Source organism: Prosthecobacter fusiformis (assembly GCF_004364345.1).
GTDB lineage: Bacteria > Verrucomicrobiota > Verrucomicrobiia > Verrucomicrobiales > Verrucomicrobiaceae > Prosthecobacter > Prosthecobacter fusiformis.
On the sequence record NZ_SOCA01000001.1, the window covers coordinates 1,327,373 to 1,345,964 of the forward strand.

At 58.3% G+C, this 18,592-nt stretch carries 17 protein-coding genes; 8 read left to right on the forward strand and 9 right to left on the reverse strand.

Going from position 1 to position 18,592, the window contains the following annotated elements; all coding sequences use genetic code 11:
- The first annotated feature begins 17 nt into the window (after window positions 1-17).
- On the forward strand, window positions 18-650 hold the full coding sequence (locus EI77_RS05205; protein ID WP_133793675.1) for a tetratricopeptide repeat protein: 633 nt from the start codon (window positions 18-20) through the stop codon (window positions 648-650).
- A gap of 9 nt (window positions 651-659) precedes the next feature.
- Here the strand turns inward: EI77_RS05205 and EI77_RS05210 are convergent, their stop codons facing one another.
- Window positions 660-1,310: a methyltransferase domain-containing protein gene (locus EI77_RS05210; RefSeq protein WP_133793676.1), complete on the reverse strand. Its 651-nt coding sequence runs from the start codon at window positions 1,308-1,310 to the stop codon at window positions 660-662.
- A gap of 189 nt (window positions 1,311-1,499) precedes the next feature.
- On the opposite strand from EI77_RS05210, the gene EI77_RS05215 reads away from it, so the two are divergent.
- The gene (locus EI77_RS05215) at window positions 1,500-2,597 is read left to right on the forward strand and encodes an HD domain-containing protein (protein ID WP_133793677.1); all 1,098 of its coding nucleotides are present in this window, start codon (window positions 1,500-1,502) and stop codon (window positions 2,595-2,597) included.
- Between the two features lie 205 nt (window positions 2,598-2,802).
- The gene (locus EI77_RS05220; RefSeq protein WP_133793678.1) at window positions 2,803-3,447 is read left to right on the forward strand and encodes a hypothetical protein; all 645 of its coding nucleotides are present in this window, start codon (window positions 2,803-2,805) and stop codon (window positions 3,445-3,447) included.
- Here the strand turns inward: EI77_RS05220 and EI77_RS05225 are convergent.
- Window positions 3,444-5,030: an NAD(P)/FAD-dependent oxidoreductase gene (locus EI77_RS05225; protein ID WP_133793679.1), complete on the reverse strand. Its 1,587-nt coding sequence runs from the start codon at window positions 5,028-5,030 to the stop codon at window positions 3,444-3,446. The two genes, EI77_RS05220 and EI77_RS05225, sit on opposite strands and share 4 nt — an antisense overlap.
- Window positions 5,031-5,135: 105 nt before the next feature.
- Here EI77_RS05225 and EI77_RS05230 point away from each other — a divergent pair, with 105 nt between their 5' ends.
- Window positions 5,136-6,104 (forward strand): LpxL/LpxP family acyltransferase, encoded by a 969-nt coding sequence (locus tag EI77_RS05230; protein WP_133793680.1) that lies wholly within the window; start codon window positions 5,136-5,138, stop codon window positions 6,102-6,104.
- 20 nt (window positions 6,105-6,124) lie between these two features.
- Here EI77_RS05230 and lysA read toward each other — a convergent pair whose 3' ends face one another.
- Window positions 6,125-7,417, reverse strand: coding sequence for a diaminopimelate decarboxylase (gene lysA / locus EI77_RS05235; protein ID WP_133793681.1), 1,293 nt, complete (start codon window positions 7,415-7,417; stop codon window positions 6,125-6,127).
- A 118-nt stretch (window positions 7,418-7,535) separates the two neighbouring features.
- Here lysA and EI77_RS05240 point away from each other — a divergent pair, with 118 nt between their 5' ends.
- On the forward strand, window positions 7,536-8,354 hold the full coding sequence (locus tag EI77_RS05240) for an alpha/beta hydrolase family protein (protein WP_133793682.1): 819 nt from the start codon (window positions 7,536-7,538) through the stop codon (window positions 8,352-8,354).
- 108 nt (window positions 8,355-8,462) lie between these two features.
- A complete protein-coding gene (locus EI77_RS23285) occupies window positions 8,463-8,636 on the forward strand; it encodes a hypothetical protein (RefSeq protein ID WP_166647055.1) in 174 nt (57 codons plus the stop codon).
- A 70-nt stretch (window positions 8,637-8,706) separates the two neighbouring features.
- Here EI77_RS23285 and secD read toward each other — a convergent pair whose 3' ends face one another.
- The 3 genes from secD to tgt form a co-directional block, all read right to left on the reverse strand.
- Window positions 8,707-11,082 carry a protein translocase subunit SecD gene (gene secD / locus EI77_RS05245; RefSeq protein ID WP_133793683.1) on the reverse strand — a complete coding sequence of 792 codons (2,376 nt, stop codon included), beginning with the start codon at window positions 11,080-11,082 and terminating at the stop codon, window positions 8,707-8,709.
- Between the two features lie 62 nt (window positions 11,083-11,144).
- Window positions 11,145-11,489 carry a preprotein translocase subunit YajC gene (yajC, locus tag EI77_RS05250; RefSeq protein WP_133793684.1) on the reverse strand — a complete coding sequence of 115 codons (345 nt, stop codon included), beginning with the start codon at window positions 11,487-11,489 and terminating at the stop codon, window positions 11,145-11,147.
- On the reverse strand, window positions 11,486-12,643 hold the full coding sequence (gene tgt / locus EI77_RS05255; protein WP_425606509.1) for a tRNA guanosine(34) transglycosylase Tgt: 1,158 nt from the start codon (window positions 12,641-12,643) through the stop codon (window positions 11,486-11,488). The genes yajC and tgt overlap by 4 nt, the downstream gene beginning before the upstream one ends.
- A gap of 532 nt (window positions 12,644-13,175) precedes the next feature.
- Here tgt and EI77_RS05260 point away from each other — a divergent pair.
- Window positions 13,176-14,072, forward strand: a complete 897-nt coding sequence (locus tag EI77_RS05260) for a sugar phosphate isomerase/epimerase family protein (RefSeq protein ID WP_133793686.1) — start codon at window positions 13,176-13,178, stop codon at window positions 14,070-14,072.
- A 202-nt stretch (window positions 14,073-14,274) separates the two neighbouring features.
- On the opposite strand, the gene EI77_RS05265 is transcribed toward EI77_RS05260, so the two are convergent.
- From EI77_RS05265 to EI77_RS05275, 3 genes are all read right to left on the reverse strand, one after another.
- Window positions 14,275-15,210, reverse strand: a complete 936-nt coding sequence (locus tag EI77_RS05265) for an NAD-dependent epimerase/dehydratase family protein (RefSeq protein ID WP_133793687.1) — start codon at window positions 15,208-15,210, stop codon at window positions 14,275-14,277.
- Window positions 15,211-15,288: 78 nt separating this feature from the next.
- A complete protein-coding gene (locus EI77_RS05270) occupies window positions 15,289-16,338 on the reverse strand; it encodes a D-alanyl-D-alanine carboxypeptidase family protein (protein WP_133793688.1) in 1,050 nt (349 codons plus the stop codon).
- A 1-nt stretch (window position 16,339) separates the two neighbouring features.
- Complete coding sequence (locus EI77_RS05275; RefSeq protein ID WP_133793689.1) at window positions 16,340-17,050, reverse strand: type I 3-dehydroquinate dehydratase; 711 nt, start codon at window positions 17,048-17,050, stop codon at window positions 16,340-16,342.
- 65 nt (window positions 17,051-17,115) lie between these two features.
- On the opposite strand from EI77_RS05275, the gene EI77_RS05280 reads away from it, so the two are divergent.
- Window positions 17,116-18,510 carry a sugar transferase gene (locus EI77_RS05280; protein ID WP_133793690.1) on the forward strand — a complete coding sequence of 465 codons (1,395 nt, stop codon included), beginning with the start codon at window positions 17,116-17,118 and terminating at the stop codon, window positions 18,508-18,510.
- Window positions 18,511-18,592: the final 82 nt, after the last annotated feature.

Genomic DNA, 18,592 nt, shown 5'->3' on the forward strand with positions numbered 1-18,592 from the left:
CCCGGCCTCTTTGCTCCATGAAAATCTTCCCCCTTCTTGCCATCCTGCTCCTTTCCGCCGCCACCCTACCGGCCCAGGAAAAACCCACACCTAACCAACTTTTCAGCACAGGAGTCTCCGCCTTTTATGAGGCCAGGCCCAAGGAATCTGTCGCCGCTTTTGATAGCCTCATCGCCCTCGTCCCCGAGTCCAAGCCACGACTTTGGCAGCGCGGTTTGTCCCTCTATTACACCGGAGATTACAAAGCCGGGCGCGAGCAGTTCGAAGTCCACCAGACCGTGAACACCGCCGATGTGGAAAACGCCGCCTGGCATTTCATCTGCGTCGCCCGTGCAGAAAACGTCGAGGCCGCACGCAAGGCCCTCATCGCCATCGAAGGCGATTCCCGCATTCCCATGCAGCAGGTGCATGAACTCTTCGCCGGCAAAGGTAGTGTCGAGGCCGTAGTCAAAGCCGCCGAGTCTGGAGAAGGCGAGGACTTGCGTAACCATCGTTGTTACGCCCATCTTTATCTCGGCCTTTATTTCGAGGCATTGGGGGATGAAGCCAAGGCCAAAGAGCACATGCTCAAAGCAGCCAATGATTACTCCATGGACCATTACATGGGCACTTGCGCCCAGGTCCATGTAAAGGTTCGCGGCTGGCAATAAACCAGCCCCTTATTGCTTCCTCCGCAGCACCGCCACCCACCGGTCCACAGATTTTCCCGGTGCATCCGCCAGCTCGCGCGAGGCCTTGTTGCGCTTGTTGCTCACCACCTCCATGCCCAGGGCCTCCAGCGCCTTCAGGGCCAGTTTGTGCTCCACGTCAAAGTAGCTCGTGATCACAAGCATGCCGTCCGGCCGCAGCTTCGCGATGCCCTGGTCAAAAATCTTCTTCCACAGCTCCTGCCCGTGCCAGAAGTTCTGATGCCGCAGGAAGACCAAGTTAAAATCATCCCCCAGCTCCTTGTGCTGGTCCATCTTCGTCGCGTCCTCGATGAGAAACTTCGCTGGCAGATGCGCATGCTGCTCCCTTGCCTGGCGGATCTCGCGGATGCGGATGTCCGCGCCGATCATCTCCACATGCCCGCCCGTGGCCAGCTCCTTCCCCACAGACACCAGCGTCTCCGCCTCATCACAGCGCCCGCAGGCCAGGTTCAGGATGCGCAGATCACTCGCTGCTTTCAGGTTCGGGTGTAGCCCTTCTCGCAACAGACCTTTCAGCTTCGCCATGTCCTGCGCGATGGCCGGAGGCAGCGCCGTGGACGCCTGGACCAGGAGGTTCTCTCCGGCCTCAGGCTTTGTGGGTTCGCTGATGGGCACATTCATCCGTGAATTTGAACATCATCCTCGCCCGATAGCAAATTTGAAGAATGCCTGTTTCCCGCCGCCCAAGTACAGTACTCATCACTCTCCGAGTGATGCGAAGCCCCCACAAGTTGCCCCTTCATCCTAACCTTGTTCAAGACATTCATCTTCCCTCTTGCACCCCGCCTCCCCATCGCTTTTCACTCCCCCATGGACGATGCCGCTGATCTCGAGCTCCTCACCCTCACCCAACTGCGGCAAATCGCAGGTCCCTCCCCCCAGCCCTACCGTGCCCATGTGCAGGTGGATAACCGCATCGAAAAACAGACCGCCGGCGGTGCCCCCTTCCTGGAGGTAAAACTCGCCGATGCGGGCGACTCCATGGTCTGGCGGGTCTTTGATAACAACCCGCTCTTCCACGATGCCCGCCAGTTACAGCGCGGCAGCTTCATCCAGCTTGCCGCCCACTGGGTGGATACCGGCAAGTACGGCATTGAGCCACGCCAGCCCCAAATGCGCTTCCTGGAGGACGACGAAAAGCAGCAACTCCTCAGCGGCGATGCCGAACTGGCCGAACGCCAACGCGCCGATTATGCCGATATCGTCGCCTTCGTAGAGTCCGTTCGTGACCCGCGTTTAAAGACCCTGTGCAGCCTGTTTCTGGAAAAGCACGGCGACCGATTCCGCCGCACCGCCGCAGCCCGTGAAAATCACCACGCACGCCGTGGCGGCCTGGTGGAACACGTCGCCCAGATGATGCGCACCGCCGTCGTCATCGCCGGGATCTACCGCACCTTGAACGAGGACCTCCTCATCACCGGCGTGCTGTTTCATGACTGCGGCAAGCTCTGGGAAAACACCTATCCGGAAACCGGCTTCAGCCAACCCTACCAGCTCCATGGAGAAATGTTGGGACACATTTCGTTAGGCATCGAACTCGTCAACAAGCTCTGGCGCGATGTCATGGACCGCCCCGAGGCCGCCACCTGGATGATGCTGGAGCCAGCCAGCGACCTTGTGCGCATGCACCTCCTGCACCTCATCGCCTCCCACCACGGCCAGTATGAATTCGGCTCCCCCGTCCTGCCCAAGACGCCGGAGGCCATCATCCTTCATCATGTGGACAACATAGATGCCAAGATGGAAATGCTCCGCCGAGGCTACGAAAACGGCAAGGAGCTCGCCCCCGGTATCATCGAGCGTTTCCGCCCCTGGCCCGTCAATGTCCTCCTTCCCCTCCCCTCCGTCACCGGATTGCCAGAGCCAGCGCTGGTGAAAGAAGAAATGATGGATGCCCTGGAGGAATGATCCCCTGCCGCAGAGCGGCGTCCTTATTTTAGCCGCGTCTTTCAAGGCGCGGTTCCTCACCCAATACAGCATTCTCTCATCACGTCGCAGCGCGACGCCCGGACGGTCCGGCCCTTCTACCCGTCCATCACACAAAACCGTATCATCGGCGGAATTTCTCTCTTGGGTTGCAAAGCAAGAAGCAATCTGGTTTCCTATCACCCATATGCATCGTCTGCTTCTAGCCTTTCTCCTGATCACCGGTCTTTCTGCCTGTCAGACCCCGAAGGACAAAGTGATCATCACCGTCCATTCCCAGGGCACGGACATGGATTCCCCCAAGACCATTTTCCGCCGTCCCGTCAATGGCCGCACCATGGTCTTCAAGATCATTCCGGAGTTCAGCACCCAGAGTGTCTCTGCCATTCATACCTTCCCGGCCGATGACGGCACCTACGGTGTCTCCTTGAAGCTGGATTTCAAAGGCACCCAGTCCCTGGACATCGTCACCCGCCTCCGCCCGGGTGAGATCCTCATGACCATGGTCAATGGTGCCGTCGTGGACTATGTCCGCATCGACCAGCCCGTTTCCAATGGCATCTTCACCGTCTGGCGTGGCATCCCGGCGGACCTCATCGCAAGCATGGAGGAAAAGTATCCGAAAATTAACGAACTCAATTCCTCATCCACCTTCCTGGAAATGACTCCCTCCACCCGCAAGGAAAAACGGGAGGCCAAGCGCAATGCCTCCCGCGACTCCAAGGAGAAGGAAGCCGAGGTGAAACGCCGCTCCCGCGATGAGTTCGACCCCGAGCTGCCTGAAAACGAAATCGTGCCGCTGTCTAATCTTTTGGACAATACTTCCCGTTAGGCCGTCGTCGGCATCGCTCCTTTTTCCATCGGCATCTCAACCATTGCAGGCATCTTCTTGGGCGCTCGCCCAAAAAGGGTACGCAGCTCTGCCATCAGCCACAGCCGGGTACCCCAGCGCAGGAAGCGCAGGGCGGAAAAATCCGGTGTATAGCTCTGGCCCAGCGTCAGGTCCATGCCCGTATTCCAGGCACCATATGTCCCCTTCGCCTGGCGCTTTTTCGCCATCGCATTCAGACGGCGGTTATACAGCGCCATAAACTTGGCGAAGACCGTTCCCGCAGGACCATCATACGGCAGCCTGCCAAACTCATAGTCCGGGTTGTCATAGACCAGCCGCACAGGTCCCACAAAATAGGTGCCCAGGTCCATGATGAAGGCGATTCGGGTCAGCTCCGCGTCGCCCATGTATTCGTATTTACCTTTATACAGCGATTCAAACCACAGCCGGTAACTGCGTTTATACGCCCCTTTCAGGTAATTCAGCGTCTCGGTGATATCCTCCCCCATCGCCTGCTTGCCGATCATCCGGGTGACCGCAAAGACGGTATGCCCGCAATAGTCCAGCCCCTGGCTATACAGAGGGTCAATAAAACCCGCCGCATCCCCCACCATCGCCCAGCGGTTGCCCGCCATCTGCTCCGTATAATAGGGCAGTCCCTTGTAATAAAAGGTGTCATCCTCAACCGGCTCTGCGTTTTCAAACATCAGCCGCCCGATCGGGTGCTGAAGGATGTGCGCATGCAGCCTTTCCGTCAGTGACCTGCCCTCCGGCAGCGTGAAGACATTTCGGTCCCAGACAATACCCGCGCTATAGTCACCATTCGCCAGCGGGATCAGCCACACCCACCAGCCACGGCCCATCAGATGATTCGTGGCTGCCGCGCGGGAGGCCTTCGTCCGCATCATCAGCTTTGGATTCATCGTCCGGCTTTTGTGACTGTCCAAGGAGTTCACATTCCGGTAGCGGCACCACAGGGAAGATGTCGCGTGCTCTTCTCCCAACTGGCGGTGCAGCCCCAGTTTTTTGGACAGCAAAGCCGCCTTACCAGAGGCATCGATGACCCAGCGGGCCGTGAAGGTTTTTGTCTCTTCCTTGCTCACCGCCACCGTCACCCGGTGATTCTCATCTCCCTCGGCCAGCGTGACCTCCCGCAGGGTCGCCGGGCGCAGCAGGTCCGCTCCAGCCTCACGGGCCAGCTTCAGCACATGCTCATCCAGCAGTGCGCGGTCCAATTGAAAAGTCGGCAGTCGGCTCTGGAATTTAGGTCCCAGCTCGGTGCAGTCTTCCACACTGTCTTTTGGACTGTTGCAGAACCACATCCGCAGACCGTGCTTCTGATAATGATGTGCGCTCAGGTAACTTCCCAAGTGCAGAACACGTGTCAGGAAACAACCGCCCACCTCGGACGTGCTCTCCCCCACTTTCCGGTCAAATTCCACCTGCCTTTCCACCACCAGCACCCGCAGTTCCGGGTGATCTCTTTTCAACAGCAGCGCGGCAGAAGCTCCGCTGAAGGCTCCACCCATAATGATCACATCATAGTCGGCCTGGCTCACGGAAGGCATTTGGGGATCGTTCATGATATTTTAACTGGGTTGCAGGTCTGGGCGAAGGGTGCCATCAAAGAAGAAGTGTCAGGCCGAAGCCAGAGGGTTTTTACGGAGGCACTGCAAAACCGTTCCCCCATGCCCGCTGAAGAAACCGCCAAAGAAGCCCCGCCGCAAGCACCACGTCTGCGGAATACGGGCCTGCATGGAGCCTTTTGGACCCAGATGTTGCTCAAGGTCCTGCGTTTCATGCCAGTCTGGCTTTGCCTCCCGCTGAATGCCCTGGTCGTCGCCTTCATCTACCTGATGGCTGGCCCGCAGCGCCAGGCCGTGCTGGCAAACCTCCAGGGCCTGCGCCCGGATTTTGGCCTCCTCCGCCGTTGGTGGGCGGGCTATCAGGTGTTCCTCCAGTTCGCCCTGACCTACCTCGACCGCCTCTGGCACATGCATTTTAAACGCGAGGTCACCTGGGACATACCTAACCTCTCGCACTTCGAAGAAATGCGCGCTCATCCGGGCGGCGTACTGGTTTTCACAATTCACAGTGGCAATTACGACATTGGAGCCACTCTGTTCGCCCAAAAGTTTGGCCGTACCCTCCACATGGTCAGGGTACCTGAACAAACGGCCGAACTTCAGGAGCTCCGGGCTGCCGAACTCCAGAGTGTGGAACGCGAAAATCCCCACCTCCGCGTCCATTACAATGAGGTGGACAGCCACCTGGGCCTGGAACTCTGCCGCATCCTCATGGCGGGCGAGGCAGTCGCCGTTCAGGGAGACCGCGTCGTCACCGGCGTCTCCCCCATTGAAATGGATCATGAAGGCGTCACCTTCAAAATTCCCCGGGGCCCTCTCGTCCTGGCTGAAATCTCCCGTGTCCCCTGCTATCCCATCTTCCTTCAGCGCCTCGGCATCCTGAAGTATCGCATCGTCTGCGGCCCCTGCTTTTACGACGGAAAGACCAAGATCCGTGCGGACGACCTCGGCAAAGTCTGGCTGCCAATCATGCACCGTTTTGTCCATGAGCACTGGGACCAGTGGTTCGTCTTCGAAGCCCTCGTCAAAGAAGCCAAAAGCGCTCCGCCGGACGAGCCAGCGGAGCGCTAAAATAGTTACTCCAGGTCAGTTCAGGCGATGTGCTCACCCTTCAGCACATCATCCAGCGTCTGGCGCTCACGCACCACGGTCGCCTTGTCGCCATCCACCAGGATCTCCGCCGGCATCGGCCGCGTGTTGTAATTGGAGGCCATGGTAAAGCCATAAGCTCCGGCGCTCAGCACCGCCAGGTAATCACCTTCCTTCACGAGGGGGATCTCACGGTTCTGGGCCAGGAAGTCCCCCGTCTCGCAAATTGGCCCGACCACATCCACCTTCTCCACCTCATCCGTATTCGGCTGCTTCACCGGAGTGATCAGGTGCCAGCCTTCATACAACGTCGGGCGGATCAGGTCGTTCATACCTGCATCCACGATCTTGAATGTCTTCGCTGCACCGCGCTTCTCATAAAGCACCTTGGTCAGCAGCACACCCGCATTACCCACCATGAAGCGGCCAGGCTCACACAGGATGCGCAGTCCCAGCGGGGCCAGATGCGGCACCACTGCCTCGGCATACGCCTGCACCGTCAGCGGATGCACTTCGCTGTTCTCCTCCCACCAGGCCTCATCACCGGAATCCAGGCTCTGCTTGTAATTGATGCCGATGCCGCCGCCAATGCTGAAGAACTGGATTCCATGCTTCTCCTTCACTTCGCGGACCAGCGGGGTCACCTTCTTCACCGCTTCCACAAACGGATCCACACTAGTGAGCTGGGAGCCAATGTGCATCTGCAGGCCCCGGATCTCGAGGTTCGGCATTTCCGCCGCCACCCGGCCATAGACTTCCAGGATGTTTTCAAACTCGATGCCAAACTTGTTCTCACTCTTGCCCGTCGTGATCTTTGCATGCGTCTTCGCATCCACATTCGGATTCACCCGCACGGCCACCGGAGCCTTTTTGCCGATCTCACCCGCCACCTGGTTGATGTAGCGCAGCTCCGCTTCGGACTCCGCATTGATGCAATAAACACCCTGCTCCAACGCATAGACGATTTCATCCCGCGTCTTGCCCACACCGGCAAAGGTGCACTTGCGGGGATCTCCCCCCGCCTTGATCACCCGGTAGAGCTCCCCGGCGGAAACAATGTCAAAACCGCCGCCCAGCTTCGCGATCGTGCTCAGGATGGACAGATTAGAGTTCGCTTTCACCGCATAGCAGATCAGATGATCCAGCGGGCTCAGCGCCGCATCCAGGCGGGTAAAGTGGTCCGTGACCGTGGCCTTCGAATACACGTATAGCGGCGTGCCGTGCTTTTCAGCCAGGGATTGAAGAGAGACATTTTCGGCGAACAATTCGCCCTGAGTATAACGGAAACTGTGCATATGCGGGCCGGGTAGATAGGCGGAAAAGTCACCTGTGCAACCGCTCCCGCATCTTCTCAGCCCTTCCTCATGAAACTTCTGCCTTTGATAGTCCTGACTCATCCGTTGTGATGACGTCATGCGCTGTCTCCCACTGCCCCTAGCACTTCTCTTCGTTTTACCCCTCGCTGCCGAAACACCCCCATCCCAGGTAAAGCCCGGCGTACGCAGCATCATCACCTTCAGCGGCTCCATCCCACAAAACAGCAACGAGCAGTATAAAATGCGCCTCACCACCCCGGATGATCCCGCGCCCTACGATCTCAGCCGCGAATCCTTCGAAATCCTCGTTCCCAAAAATTACAAAGACAGCGACCCCCACGGCCTCTTCATCTGGGTCAGCCCCGGCAACCAGCCCAACCTCAATGCAGAATGGGAAAAAGTCCTCGCCGATGAAAAGCTCATCTTCATTGGCGCCATCAATTCCGGTAACAACCGTGAAACACCCGACCGTATCCGCCTCGCCGTGGATGCCAATCACCACCTGCGCCAGCTCTATAAAGTGCACCCGGACCGTGTGTACATCAGCGGCCACTCTGGCGGAGCACGCGTCGCCTCCATGATCGGTGTGGCCTATGCGGATATGTTCACCGGTGCCGCCTGCTTCATGGGCGTCAATTACTTCCGCCCCACCCAGGGCAAGGACGGGATGGCCTATGACCGCCGCTACTTCCCCCACCCCGAGATGGCCCAGATCGCCCAGCAGTATAACCGTTTCGCCCTCATCACCGGTGACCAGGACTTCAACCTCGACAATACCCTGAGCATCTACGAACAAGGCTTCCAGGGCGACGGATTCAAAGGCGTCAAACTCTTCCAAATCCCCAACCAAGGCCACAATGCCCCTGACGCCAAATGGCTGGAAAAAGTGATCGAGTTTCTGGATACCGGGAAGTGACGTAACCGACTGTGCCAGCAGTTAGGCAAGAAGAAGGAGTGAAGGTGGAAAATTCCAGGCCATTGAATTCGATAGACGCAGTCAAAGGGGTGTCATCGAATTATTGGCATGAAGGATACATACCTTACTCCTGTCCTCGCGGGTGTCATGCTCGCTATCACCTTCGCCATTGCAGCTTTCGGAGCCATGGATGCAGCGGAACCCTTCCCTGAGGAAACCCTCAGCATGAACCGTACAGCTCAGCCGCAAGTGGCTGAGTGGTCGGGCATTACGATTCCCTGAGCGCTGTCACATTAACAAAAAAACGGGTGAGGTCGCGTGGACCTCACCCGTTTTTTGTGGGTTCTGAAACTTACTGGACGGCCTTGGCAGCGGCGATGGCAGCCTGAGCCTTGTCGGCTTCGATTTTGGCGTCCATGACCTGTCGCTTGAGGCTGGTGCCAGTCTTCTTCGCATACCACAGCACCAGGGGGCTGGCGATGAAGATGGAGGAATAGGTGCCGAGGAGCACACCGATGGTGATCGGCACGGCGAATTCAAGCATGGCCGGATTACCGAGGAAAAGAAGGGCGACCATTGGAGCAAGAGCGGTCGGACCGGTCAGGATGGTACGGCTGAGGGTCTTGCAGATGGCGTCATTCATGAGTTCGCGGGTGCTGCCACCGACGCCCTTCTGAATGTTTTCACGAATACGGTCAAAGACCACGATGGTGTCATTGATCGAGTAACCGGCGACGGTCAGCATGGCACCCACGTGGATGAGGCTGAGCTCCTGGCCAAAGAGGACGCAGAGACCGGGGACCATAAGCACGTCATGAGCGAGAGCGACGATGGCACCAAGGGCAAAGGCAAACTCAAAGCGGCACATCAGATAGATGAAGATGGCGATGAGAGCGACAACGAGGGCCACGATGGAGATCTTGGCAGCTTCGTCACCAATGACAGCACCGACGCGGCTGCCCTGCGTACCTAAAATCTGGTCAGCAAACTTGGTCTTCACAGCTTCTTCGATGGCCGGTCCGGAGTCGAACTCGCTGCGGATGGCGATGACTTCACCGCCAGTGGCGTTGCCTTTCCGCTGAATGTAATAGGTGCCGATTTCCTTGCCGTCCGGAAGCTTGAGATCCTTGAAGACGTTTTCGATCTCACCATCCGTGATGGTTTTATCCGATTTCAGTTCGACGTGGGTGAGGGCACCGCCGCGGAAGTCAATGCCAAGGCTGGCCTTACCCTTCATGCCAAGAGCGGCGAAGGAAATGGCGGTGATGACGAGGGAGGCGATGATGAATCCCTTAGCCTTCGAAAGAATATCAAAAACCGTGTCAGGGATCAGCTTGGTGGTCTTCAAGCTGGTGAGGATCTTTTTGTCGATTACCCACATGAAGATGACACGTGTCACAATGAGTGCTCCGACCATGGAGGAAAGGAGACCGATCATCAGGGTGACTGCAAAGCCCTTCACCAGACCGCCAGCGATGCTGAAGAGGATGATGGCGGAAATGAGGGTGGTGATGTTGGAGTCCGCAATGGCAGAGAAGGCTTTTTCATAAGCCGCTTCCAGGGCACCGGCGAGGGTCTTACCAGCCTCCATTTCTTCACGAAGCCGCTCATAGATGAGGACGTTGGCATCCACCGCCATGCCGATGGTGAGGACGATACCGGCGATACCAGGCATGGTCAGCGTGAAGCCGAAGAGGGCCATGCCGCCGAAGAGGATGGTGAGGTTGATGACGAGACCAACGATGGCGATGAGACCGGCCATGCGATAAACAAAAACCATGAAGAGGGTGGTGAATGCCAGACCGCCGATACCGACCCACATACCCTGGTTGATAGAGGACTCACCATAAGCAGAGGAGACAGCGCTCTCCGAGAGGATGGTCATCGGGTTTTCCAGCGGGTTTTCCAGAAGGCTGGCAAGGGTGCGTGCCTCCGGCTCTTTGAAACGACCACTGATGACAGCGGTGCCGCCAAACTGGCTGGCCTGAAGGACAGGCGCGGAAATGATTTGCTTGTCCACCACGATGGCCATCTGACGGCCACGGTTAGCTGCGGCGACTTCATCGAAAAGCTTGGCTCCGGTGCTGTCGAAGTTCAGGATGACCTTCCAGCCTTCGGCATCAAAGGTGGCGAAGGATTCCTTCACATACTTGCCTTCCATGTCCGCACGGTTTCTCACCATCTCGCTGCCTGCGCTTGGCAGCTCCTTGCCCTGAGCGTCTTTTTCAGGCTTATAGAACAACTCTTCGGTGCCTGGCTCACGGAGTTCACCAGGAGCTTTTTTGGTCTGGACGATGCGGAATTCCAGATGGGCGACCTGCTGGATCTTGGTGCGTACATCGGCGAACTCTTCGGCCTTCACACCCGGCATCTGGATGAGGATGCGGTCATCCCCCTGAGGCTGCATGGTGAGATCCAGAACGGAGTTGGGGTTGAGACGCTTTTCCAGAATGGCGATTGCCTGCTGGACAGAATCTGGGGTCACAGCTTTAGCGCTTCCATCGTCTGCTTTTCCTGGCTCCAGGCGCACAACGAACTCACTGCCGCCTTGAAGGTCGATGCCCTTCTTGATGCCCATGACATCCACTGTGTAGATGGCGAAGGCGGTGGCGATGAAGATAAGGAGGGTGCCGTACCTGCGCTTGCGGTCATGCATCGTGGTGCCGATGTAAAACAGGAGCAGCAGGAGGATCGAAGCTCCAACGAGGAAGGTTGAGATGGCGGCCATGGTGGGTTGGTTTTGAAAAGGGGCTCAAGGCTCAGTGCTGCAAGAGCAACTGCGGAAACGGATCAAGCGGCAGTGGTTGTTGCTTCGACCACGTCTGTTTTTTTGCTGATGGAGGCGATGGAGCTGCGCTCGTATTCGATCTTCACATTGTCGGCTACTTTCACCATGATGGTCTTCTCCTTGACGCTGGTGATAATGCCGTGTTCGCCACCATTGAGGACGACATGGTCGCCGACCTTGACGCCATTGATCAGTTTCTCGAGTTCCTTCTGGCGCATGCGCTGGGGGCGGATGAGGATGAAGTACATCATGACAAACATGAGGCCCATCATGACCAGGGTGTTCATGCCACCGCCAGCGGCGGGAGCAGGAGATTGAGCGAGGAGAGCGAGAGTAGGGAGGGTCATGAATCTAGGGTTTCGGGACGGGTTTGATAACGGGCGACGACCTCAGCACGGAAGTCGGCAAAGCAACCTTGTTCGATGGCTGAGCGTGCCCTGGAGGCGAGGGACAGGTAGAAATGCAGATTGTGAAGGGAAATCAACCGTAAACCCAGGACCTCCTGGGTATTGATCAAATGGCGGATGTAGGCCCTGGAAAAGCCCTGGCAGAGGGGATGAGTGTCCTCCGCGAGGGGGCGAAAGTCTTTGGCAAACTTATTGTTTCGCAGGTTCAGGGTGCCTTCGTGGGTGTAGGCGGTGCCATTGCGGGCGAGGCGTGTGGGGAGCACGCAGTCAAACATATCAATGCCGCGGGCGATGAGCTCCACCATCTGTGGCGGGGTGCCGAGGCCCATGGCATAACGGGCTTTATGCTCCGGCAGCAGGGGGCAGGTCCACTCTGCAATGCGCATCATGTCCTCTTCCGGCTCGCCGACGCTGAGGCCACCGATGGCGTAGCCGCTGAAGTCCATGGCAACGAGCTCCCGCGCGGAGTGCTGGCGGAGGTCTTCATAAGTGCTGCCCTGGACGATGCCAAAGTGGAGCTGGGCTCCACCGCCCGTCTGCGGCTGATGTTTGTCAATCCAGTCACGGCAGCGGCGCGCCCAACGGAGGGTCAGCTCCAGGCTTTCTTTGGCCGGGGCATGCTCGCAGGGCCAGGGCGTGCATTCGTCAAAAAGCATGGCGATGTCACTGCCCAGGGTGGCCTGGATTTCCATGGCGGTCTCAGGCCCCAGGAACATGGGGGTGCCGTCCACGTGATTGTTAAAATAGCAGCCTTCTTCCTTGAGCTTGCGCAGCTTGGCCAGCGAGAAGACCTGGTAGCCGCCGCTGTCCGTAAGGATGGGGCGGTCCCAGTTCATGAACTTGTGCAGGCCACCGGCGGCACCAATGATCTCTGTGCCAGGGCGGACCCAGAGGTGGTAGGTATTGCCTAAAATGATCTGCGCATTGAGTGAGCGCAATTCGTCCGGGTGCACGGCCTTGACGGTGGCCTGGGTGCCCACGGGCATGAAGATGGGCGTCTCGATCACGCCATGAGGCGTCGTCAACCTGCCGCGACGTGCGGAGGAGCTGGGATCGGTGGCCAGAAGTTCAAACATGGAAGGGGAGCTTAACAGGGAAAAGGGCGCGGAGTGTGGCGGACAAAGGGCCGGGTGTCAAAGGCGGAGGTGAGAAGGTGAAGGCGAGAGGATGGAGATGATGCTGGGAGGCAGACGATGGAGAGTGCTGATTTTGGATAGGGTGCGTGTGGATTTCTAGCTCTAGAAGGAATGGAATATTTGGGCAACAAGATGGGGATGGGGAGAGATTTCAATTTTTCCCCATGCGGGGATTTTTTGATCCAAAGCGTTGATGATCAATGAATTTTGATGGGGATGAGTTTCCCCATGGCGCCCCCAACGGGGGAAAGGATGGGGAAAATGGGGATTTCATGGGGAGCGACGGGGGAAGGCTTATTGCTGATATTTATGGATATTTAACCCTATGCAGAATGACTGCTAAACGGGTGCACGACTGAAAATCACTATCCCGTAGGATGATGATCTGGCGCAAGGGAGGAGGGGGTGGACTTGGGCTAAGTGGGGATTTTTGTTTGGCCAGGGTGATGCCAAGGTAGAAATTTGGGAAGGTGGACTGCGTATTGGTTTCATGCCTCTCAACCGCCGTCAGTTTATTCCCTCCGCTCTTTCTTTGGCCCTGGCTTCCACCTGGACAGGGGTGGCGAGGGCGGGAACCCGCAGGCCGATCAAGATCGCCGTGAAGCTGGGAATGATTACGGGAGGGAAGAGCTATCTGGAGAAATTTGAAATGGCGAAGGCGGCGGGTTTTGACGGTGTGGAACCAGGAGGCCCGATGCCGGAGGCGGATGTGGAAGAAATGAAGATGGCGATCCAGAAGACAGGGATCGTGGTGCCGGGGACGGTGTGCCCCAAGGGAGGAAGACAGATGGGGTCCACGGATGAGAAGCTGCGGCAGGAGGGGGTGGAAATGTTCAAGACCTCCCTGAGGCAGACGCAGGCGCTGGGCGGGACCACGGTGCTGATGTATCCAGGGACGGTGGAGGAGGGGCAGCGGTATGCGGAGGTGTATGAAAACCTGCTGCGATCCACCCGTGAGGTGTTGCCGGTGGCGGAGGAGACGGGGGTAAAAATTGCCCTGGAGAATGTGTGGAACAATCTTTTCCTGAGCCCGCTGGATGCAGTGAGGTTCGTGGATACCATCGGCAGCCCATGGTGCGGGTGGTTTTTCGACATTGGCAACGTGGCGCGCTTTGGCTGGCCGGAACACTGGGCGCGGGCACTGGGAGGGAAGCGGATCTTCAAGCTGGACATCAAGGACTACAGCACGAAAAAGCACATGGAGCAGGGGCCGAAAGCGGGCTTCGAATGCGAGATCGGCGAGGGGGACATCAATTTCCCGGCGGTGATGAAGGCGCTGGATGAAGTGGGCTACACGGGAGGCTGGATCTCAGCGGAAGTGAAGGGCGGGGATGTGGCGCGGCTGACGGACATCCGGAAGCGGATTGAAAAGGTGCTGGAGGGGTGAGGGATGCTGTTGGTTCCTGACCCGTCGGCTTTCCTGGTGGTGGGGACATGTTGGGCTGCGAGACTTCCCAGACAGGCGGGTAATCCGGCGATGGGGCTGGTAGAGCGAAGGAATTTTGCTTCGCCGGACACACCCGCCCTACGAGGGGCTGCGGGGGGCTTGGGGGCACCCTTGGTCGCGGGCAAGAGTGCCCACGGTACTTTTAGCGGTAGAATTCGAGGGTCTGGGCGAGGCCGGCTTTCCAGTTTACCAGGACGTCGTAACCCATGGCTTGGCGGCCGGCGGAGATATCAGCGAGGGAGTGGCGGACGTCACCGATGCGAGAGGGATGAAAATCGGGCTGGAGGTTCTGCTTGGTGAGGCGGTTCAGCTCATCAATGAGCTGGAGCAGGGAGATGGAGTCGCCGGTGGCGGAGTTGAAGAAGCGTCCGGCCACTTTTGCGGCGGGGGCTTCAGCGGCGAGGAGGTTGGCGGAGACGGCGTTTTCTACAAAGGTGAAGTCGCGGACCTGGAGTCCATCCCCAAAGACGAGGGGGCGCTCCCCTTTGAGCATGGCGGTACAGTATTTGGCGATGACACCAGAATAGGGGGAATCAAAGGCCTGGCGGGGACCAAAGACGTTAAAATAGCGAAGGCTGACGGTTTCCAGCCCGTAAAGCTGGTGGAAGAGCTGGCAGTATTTTTCGCTGGCGTATTTTTGCAGGGCGTAGGGGGAGAGGGGATTTGGCGGGAGGGATTCGTCTTTGGAAGGGACTTCGGAATCCCCATAGATGGCGGAAGAACTGGCGAAAATGACCCGCTTCACGTGGGCATCACGCGCGGCGATGAGAACCTGAAGGGTGCCATTGAGGTTATCGGCGTGGCTCTGGAGAGGCTGGGAGATGGAGAGCGGAACGGAGGGGAGGGCTGCTTCATGAAAGACCCAGTCACAACCGGGAGTAATCCTGGCCAGCAGGGCCGCATCGGCGATGTCTCCCTGGATGAATTCAAGGTCGTCGCCGGGTTTTTTCCAGTCGAGATTTTGAAGGCTACCGAGGCTGAGGTTATCGAGGACGACGACGCTGGCCCCGCGAGAGCAGAGGGCTTGAGCGATGTGGGAGCCGATAAATCCGGCACCCCCGGTGATGAGGGCTTTCATGGAAGGAGAAAGCGGAAAAGGTAGGCCTAGAATGAGGTAGTCCGGTGCCTGCCGGATGGGGTACGAACAGCCCCTGAATCAGGCTTTCAAAGCCCAGTCCAGGAGGGCCTGGGCATCCCGCCAGACGCCGCCTTCGGTGTCATTGAGGACGACGACGATGCGGCGCTTGCCATTGCGCTCACCACTGGCGACGAGGCAGTAACCGGCGGCATCGGTATAACCGGTTTTCATACCATCGCAGTATCCGGCGCTGCGGAGGACACGGTTGGTATTGGAAAGCTCCGTGACGCGGCCGTTGGGCCATTTGAAGGAGTAGCTCTGGAGCTTGACGATCTCCCGAATGGCAGGCTGGACATCGCAGGCTTTGGCGATGGCGCTGAGATCCCGAGCGGTGCTGAAAGGTTCATCGCCATTGCGAGCGGGGAGGCCGTGGGGATTGACGTAATGACTGTCCTGGAGGCCCAGGGCGAGGCATTTTTCGTTCATTTTAGCAGCGAAGGCTTCGACGCTACCTGCATTGTCCCGGGCGAGCGCCTGAGCGATGTCGTTGGAGCTTTTCACGAGCATGGCCGTCAGCAACTGGCGGCGGGTGTACTGCTCACCTGCCTTGAGGCCGATGCGGACGGGGGAGCACTGGGTATCGCTTTCCTCCACCGTGACAATTTTATCCAACTCCCCGGCCTCCACGACGAGCAGGGCGGTGAGGAGCTTGGTGGTGCTGGCGATGGCTCCGCGCTTGTCCGGGTTTTTTTCAAACATGATCTCATCCGAAGCGGCATCAATGACAATAACACGGTCTGCACTGATCTGCGGGATGGGGCCACGGAGTTGGCGGATTTCCACCTCGCGACGGACGCGCTTGGTTTTTTCGACCTCTTCCTCAAGCTGCTTCTGGAGGCTGGCGACGCTTTTTTCTTTGGCCAGGAGGTCCAGGCGGTTGCCCTCCATGACCTGTTTTTCTTTGGCCAGGGCCATCTCACGCTGGATGACGGCGGCCTCCTTTTTATTGACCTCATCTTCACGCCACTGGAGCTTCACCTCACGCTGGGGATCTTCGCAGCCGGTGAGAGGGAGGAGGGCCAGCAGAGCGATCCACCGGAAGGACTTGGGAAATTGGAAAGTGGTCATATCACAGTTCAGCCAGGAGTTCCTTCAAACGGGCGGCAGGCCACTGCCCGGGAGCATTCGCCTGACCAAGATAGCCGTAGTTGAGCAGGCTGCCACACTTTGCAAGGACCAACCGCGAAACACGCCCCAAAGGTCCCATCCCCATGGTGGAAAGTCGCAGGCGATGGACCTCCGAAGTGAGGGTGATGAGGCGGGTAAGATCTGCGGAGGTATTCAGAAAAGTGGCCAGTTTCACCGCATCCAGGCCGGCAGGTTGGGCAAAATTGATGGCTCCACGCAGGACTTCCTCCCCCGGGGTGGTCTGGAAGTCATGAAAGGAGCCGATGACGCGGACGCCCCTGCCCTGCGCTTTTTGCACCAGGGGACGCATGTCCATGGCGCTGCGAAGCTCGATATCAATGAGGACTGCGAGGTCGAGAAGAGGCTCGATCATGGCGATGCGGCCGGCGGCATCTTCTGTGCCCTGGCCACCTTCAGCGGGGTGACGGGCGGTGAGCAGGATGGGGACGGTGTTGCCGGAAAGGGCGGCGCGGATGTCTGCCGCAGGTGTTTTAAGGGTATCGAGCCTGAGCTCAATGACATCACAGGAGGCCTCCCTTTGCGCGGGGCTGAGGCTGCTCCAAAACTGGAGGGTTGCAGGGTCTGGGATGACGCCAACCGCGAGGGGGCGGGAAGAAAGTAGCAAGTTGCTGGAGGAAAGAAGTTGTGGCATTCGCTAGGTTTGTTATAATTTCAATAGAAACAAAGTAATCGCGCAGGAGAACATTTAACCTGATTATGCTTGGTCGCCGACAGGAAATCAATTTACAGCTTACCCAGCTGCTAGATAGCGCCTTGCTTATTTTCTGCCTTTGGCTGGCGCATTTTATCCGTTCATCGGTCCTTTCGCAGATCTGGCCGGAGCTGGTGGAGATCCCGCCGGTGGAAAAATTATACTGGATCATGGCGGTGGTGGGTCCTTTTACACCGCTGGTACTGGAGGCCCGGGGATTTTACGCACACTTTTATCACAAGGCCCCCGCACGGAGCCTGCGCCAGCTGGCTGAGGGGCTGGTGATCATGGGCACGATCATCGGCGCGCTGGTGGTGTTTTTAAAATGGGAGGTGCCCAGCCGATCCGTGATCCTGATGGCGGTGATGCTGGCGGGGATGGCGCTGCTGATCCGGGAGGCGGTGCAGAGAAGTAAGCTGCGCCACCAGATCGCCTCCGGCAAGGGGCGTGAGCGGGTGCTGCTGGCGGGTCTGGGTTCTGACATGGAGAGTTTTGTGGAAAAACTGCCGGCGGAGCAACGGGCGAGCCTGGAAATTTGCAGCCTGATCGACATCACGCGGCAGCCGATCAGTGACTTGGTGGCGGCCATGCATGAGCAGTCTGTGGCGCGGGTGATCTTTGCCGCCCAGCACGTGCATTTCAGCAAGATCGAAGAAGCGGTGCAGGCCTGTGAAACGGAGGGGGTGGAGGCGTGGATCGCTGCGGATTTCTTCCAGACGGCGATCGCCCGGCCGACCTTTGATGTGATGGGCGGAAGGCTGATGCTGGTTTTCCACAGTACGCCGCAAATCTCTTGGGCACTGTGGTCTAAAGACATCCTGGACCGCCTGGGCGCGGCTGTGCTGCTGCTAGTGACCCTGCCCCTGTGGCTGGTGGCGATGCTGGGTATCCGGCTGTCCTCAACAGGGCCGATTTTCTTCCGCCAGGAGCGCTCCGGGCACTACGGGAAGCCATTTCGGATGTGGAAATTCCGCACGATGAATCTGGATGCGGAAGCACGCCGGGCGGAGCTGGAAACCTGGAACGAAATGACGGGGCCGGTTTTTAAAATCAGTGATGACCCACGCATCTTCCCCTTTGGCCGCTGGCTGAGGCGGATGAGCATCGATGAACTGCCGCAACTGCTCAATGTGCTGCGGGGGGAGATGAGCCTGGTGGGACCGAGGCCGCTGCCGGTCTATGAGATCCAAAAGATAGCCAAGCATGCGCAGCGGCGACGCCTCAGCGTGAAGCCGGGCCTGACGTGTCTGTGGCAGGTGACGGGGCGGAATGGTATCCGCAACTTTGAGGAGTGGGTGGCACTGGACCTCCAGTACATCGACAACTGGTCTCTCTGGCTGGATCTCAAGATCCTGCTGCGGACACTGCCGGCGGTGCTGCGTGGTGTGGGGGCATCCTGAGAAGAAGGGTTCACAAACCGCCACTTGCCTGCCATGGCGACACCTGCGAAATAGCAGAGGACCTGTGCCGACTGGCCAGCCC

Bases quoted from the DNA above. Each gene is read 5' to 3' on its own strand.
- EI77_RS05205 (WP_133793675.1), top strand. From the start codon at position 18: ATGAAAATCTTCCCCCTTCTTGCCATCCTGCTCCTTTCCGCCGCCACC.
- EI77_RS05210 (WP_133793676.1), bottom strand. From the start codon at position 1,310: ATGAATGTGCCCATCAGCGAACCCACAAAGCCTGAGGCCGGAGAGAAC.
- EI77_RS05215 (WP_133793677.1), top strand. From the start codon at position 1,500: ATGGACGATGCCGCTGATCTCGAGCTCCTCACCCTCACCCAACTGCGG.
- EI77_RS05220 (WP_133793678.1), top strand. From the start codon at position 2,803: ATGCATCGTCTGCTTCTAGCCTTTCTCCTGATCACCGGTCTTTCTGCC.
- EI77_RS05225 (WP_133793679.1), bottom strand. From the start codon at position 5,030: ATGAACGATCCCCAAATGCCTTCCGTGAGCCAGGCCGACTATGATGTG.
- EI77_RS05230 (WP_133793680.1), top strand. From the start codon at position 5,136: ATGCCCGCTGAAGAAACCGCCAAAGAAGCCCCGCCGCAAGCACCACGT.
- lysA (WP_133793681.1), bottom strand. From the start codon at position 7,417: ATGCACAGTTTCCGTTATACTCAGGGCGAATTGTTCGCCGAAAATGTC.
- EI77_RS05240 (WP_133793682.1), top strand. From the start codon at position 7,536: ATGCGCTGTCTCCCACTGCCCCTAGCACTTCTCTTCGTTTTACCCCTC.
- EI77_RS23285 (WP_166647055.1), top strand. From the start codon at position 8,463: ATGAAGGATACATACCTTACTCCTGTCCTCGCGGGTGTCATGCTCGCT.
- secD (WP_133793683.1), bottom strand. From the start codon at position 11,082: ATGGCCGCCATCTCAACCTTCCTCGTTGGAGCTTCGATCCTCCTGCTG.
- yajC (WP_133793684.1), bottom strand. From the start codon at position 11,489: ATGACCCTCCCTACTCTCGCTCTCCTCGCTCAATCTCCTGCTCCCGCC.
- EI77_RS05260 (WP_133793686.1), top strand. From the start codon at position 13,176: ATGCCTCTCAACCGCCGTCAGTTTATTCCCTCCGCTCTTTCTTTGGCC.
- EI77_RS05265 (WP_133793687.1), bottom strand. From the start codon at position 15,210: ATGAAAGCCCTCATCACCGGGGGTGCCGGATTTATCGGCTCCCACATC.
- EI77_RS05270 (WP_133793688.1), bottom strand. From the start codon at position 16,338: ATGACCACTTTCCAATTTCCCAAGTCCTTCCGGTGGATCGCTCTGCTG.
- EI77_RS05275 (WP_133793689.1), bottom strand. From the start codon at position 17,050: ATGCCACAACTTCTTTCCTCCAGCAACTTGCTACTTTCTTCCCGCCCC.
- EI77_RS05280 (WP_133793690.1), top strand. From the start codon at position 17,116: ATGCTTGGTCGCCGACAGGAAATCAATTTACAGCTTACCCAGCTGCTA.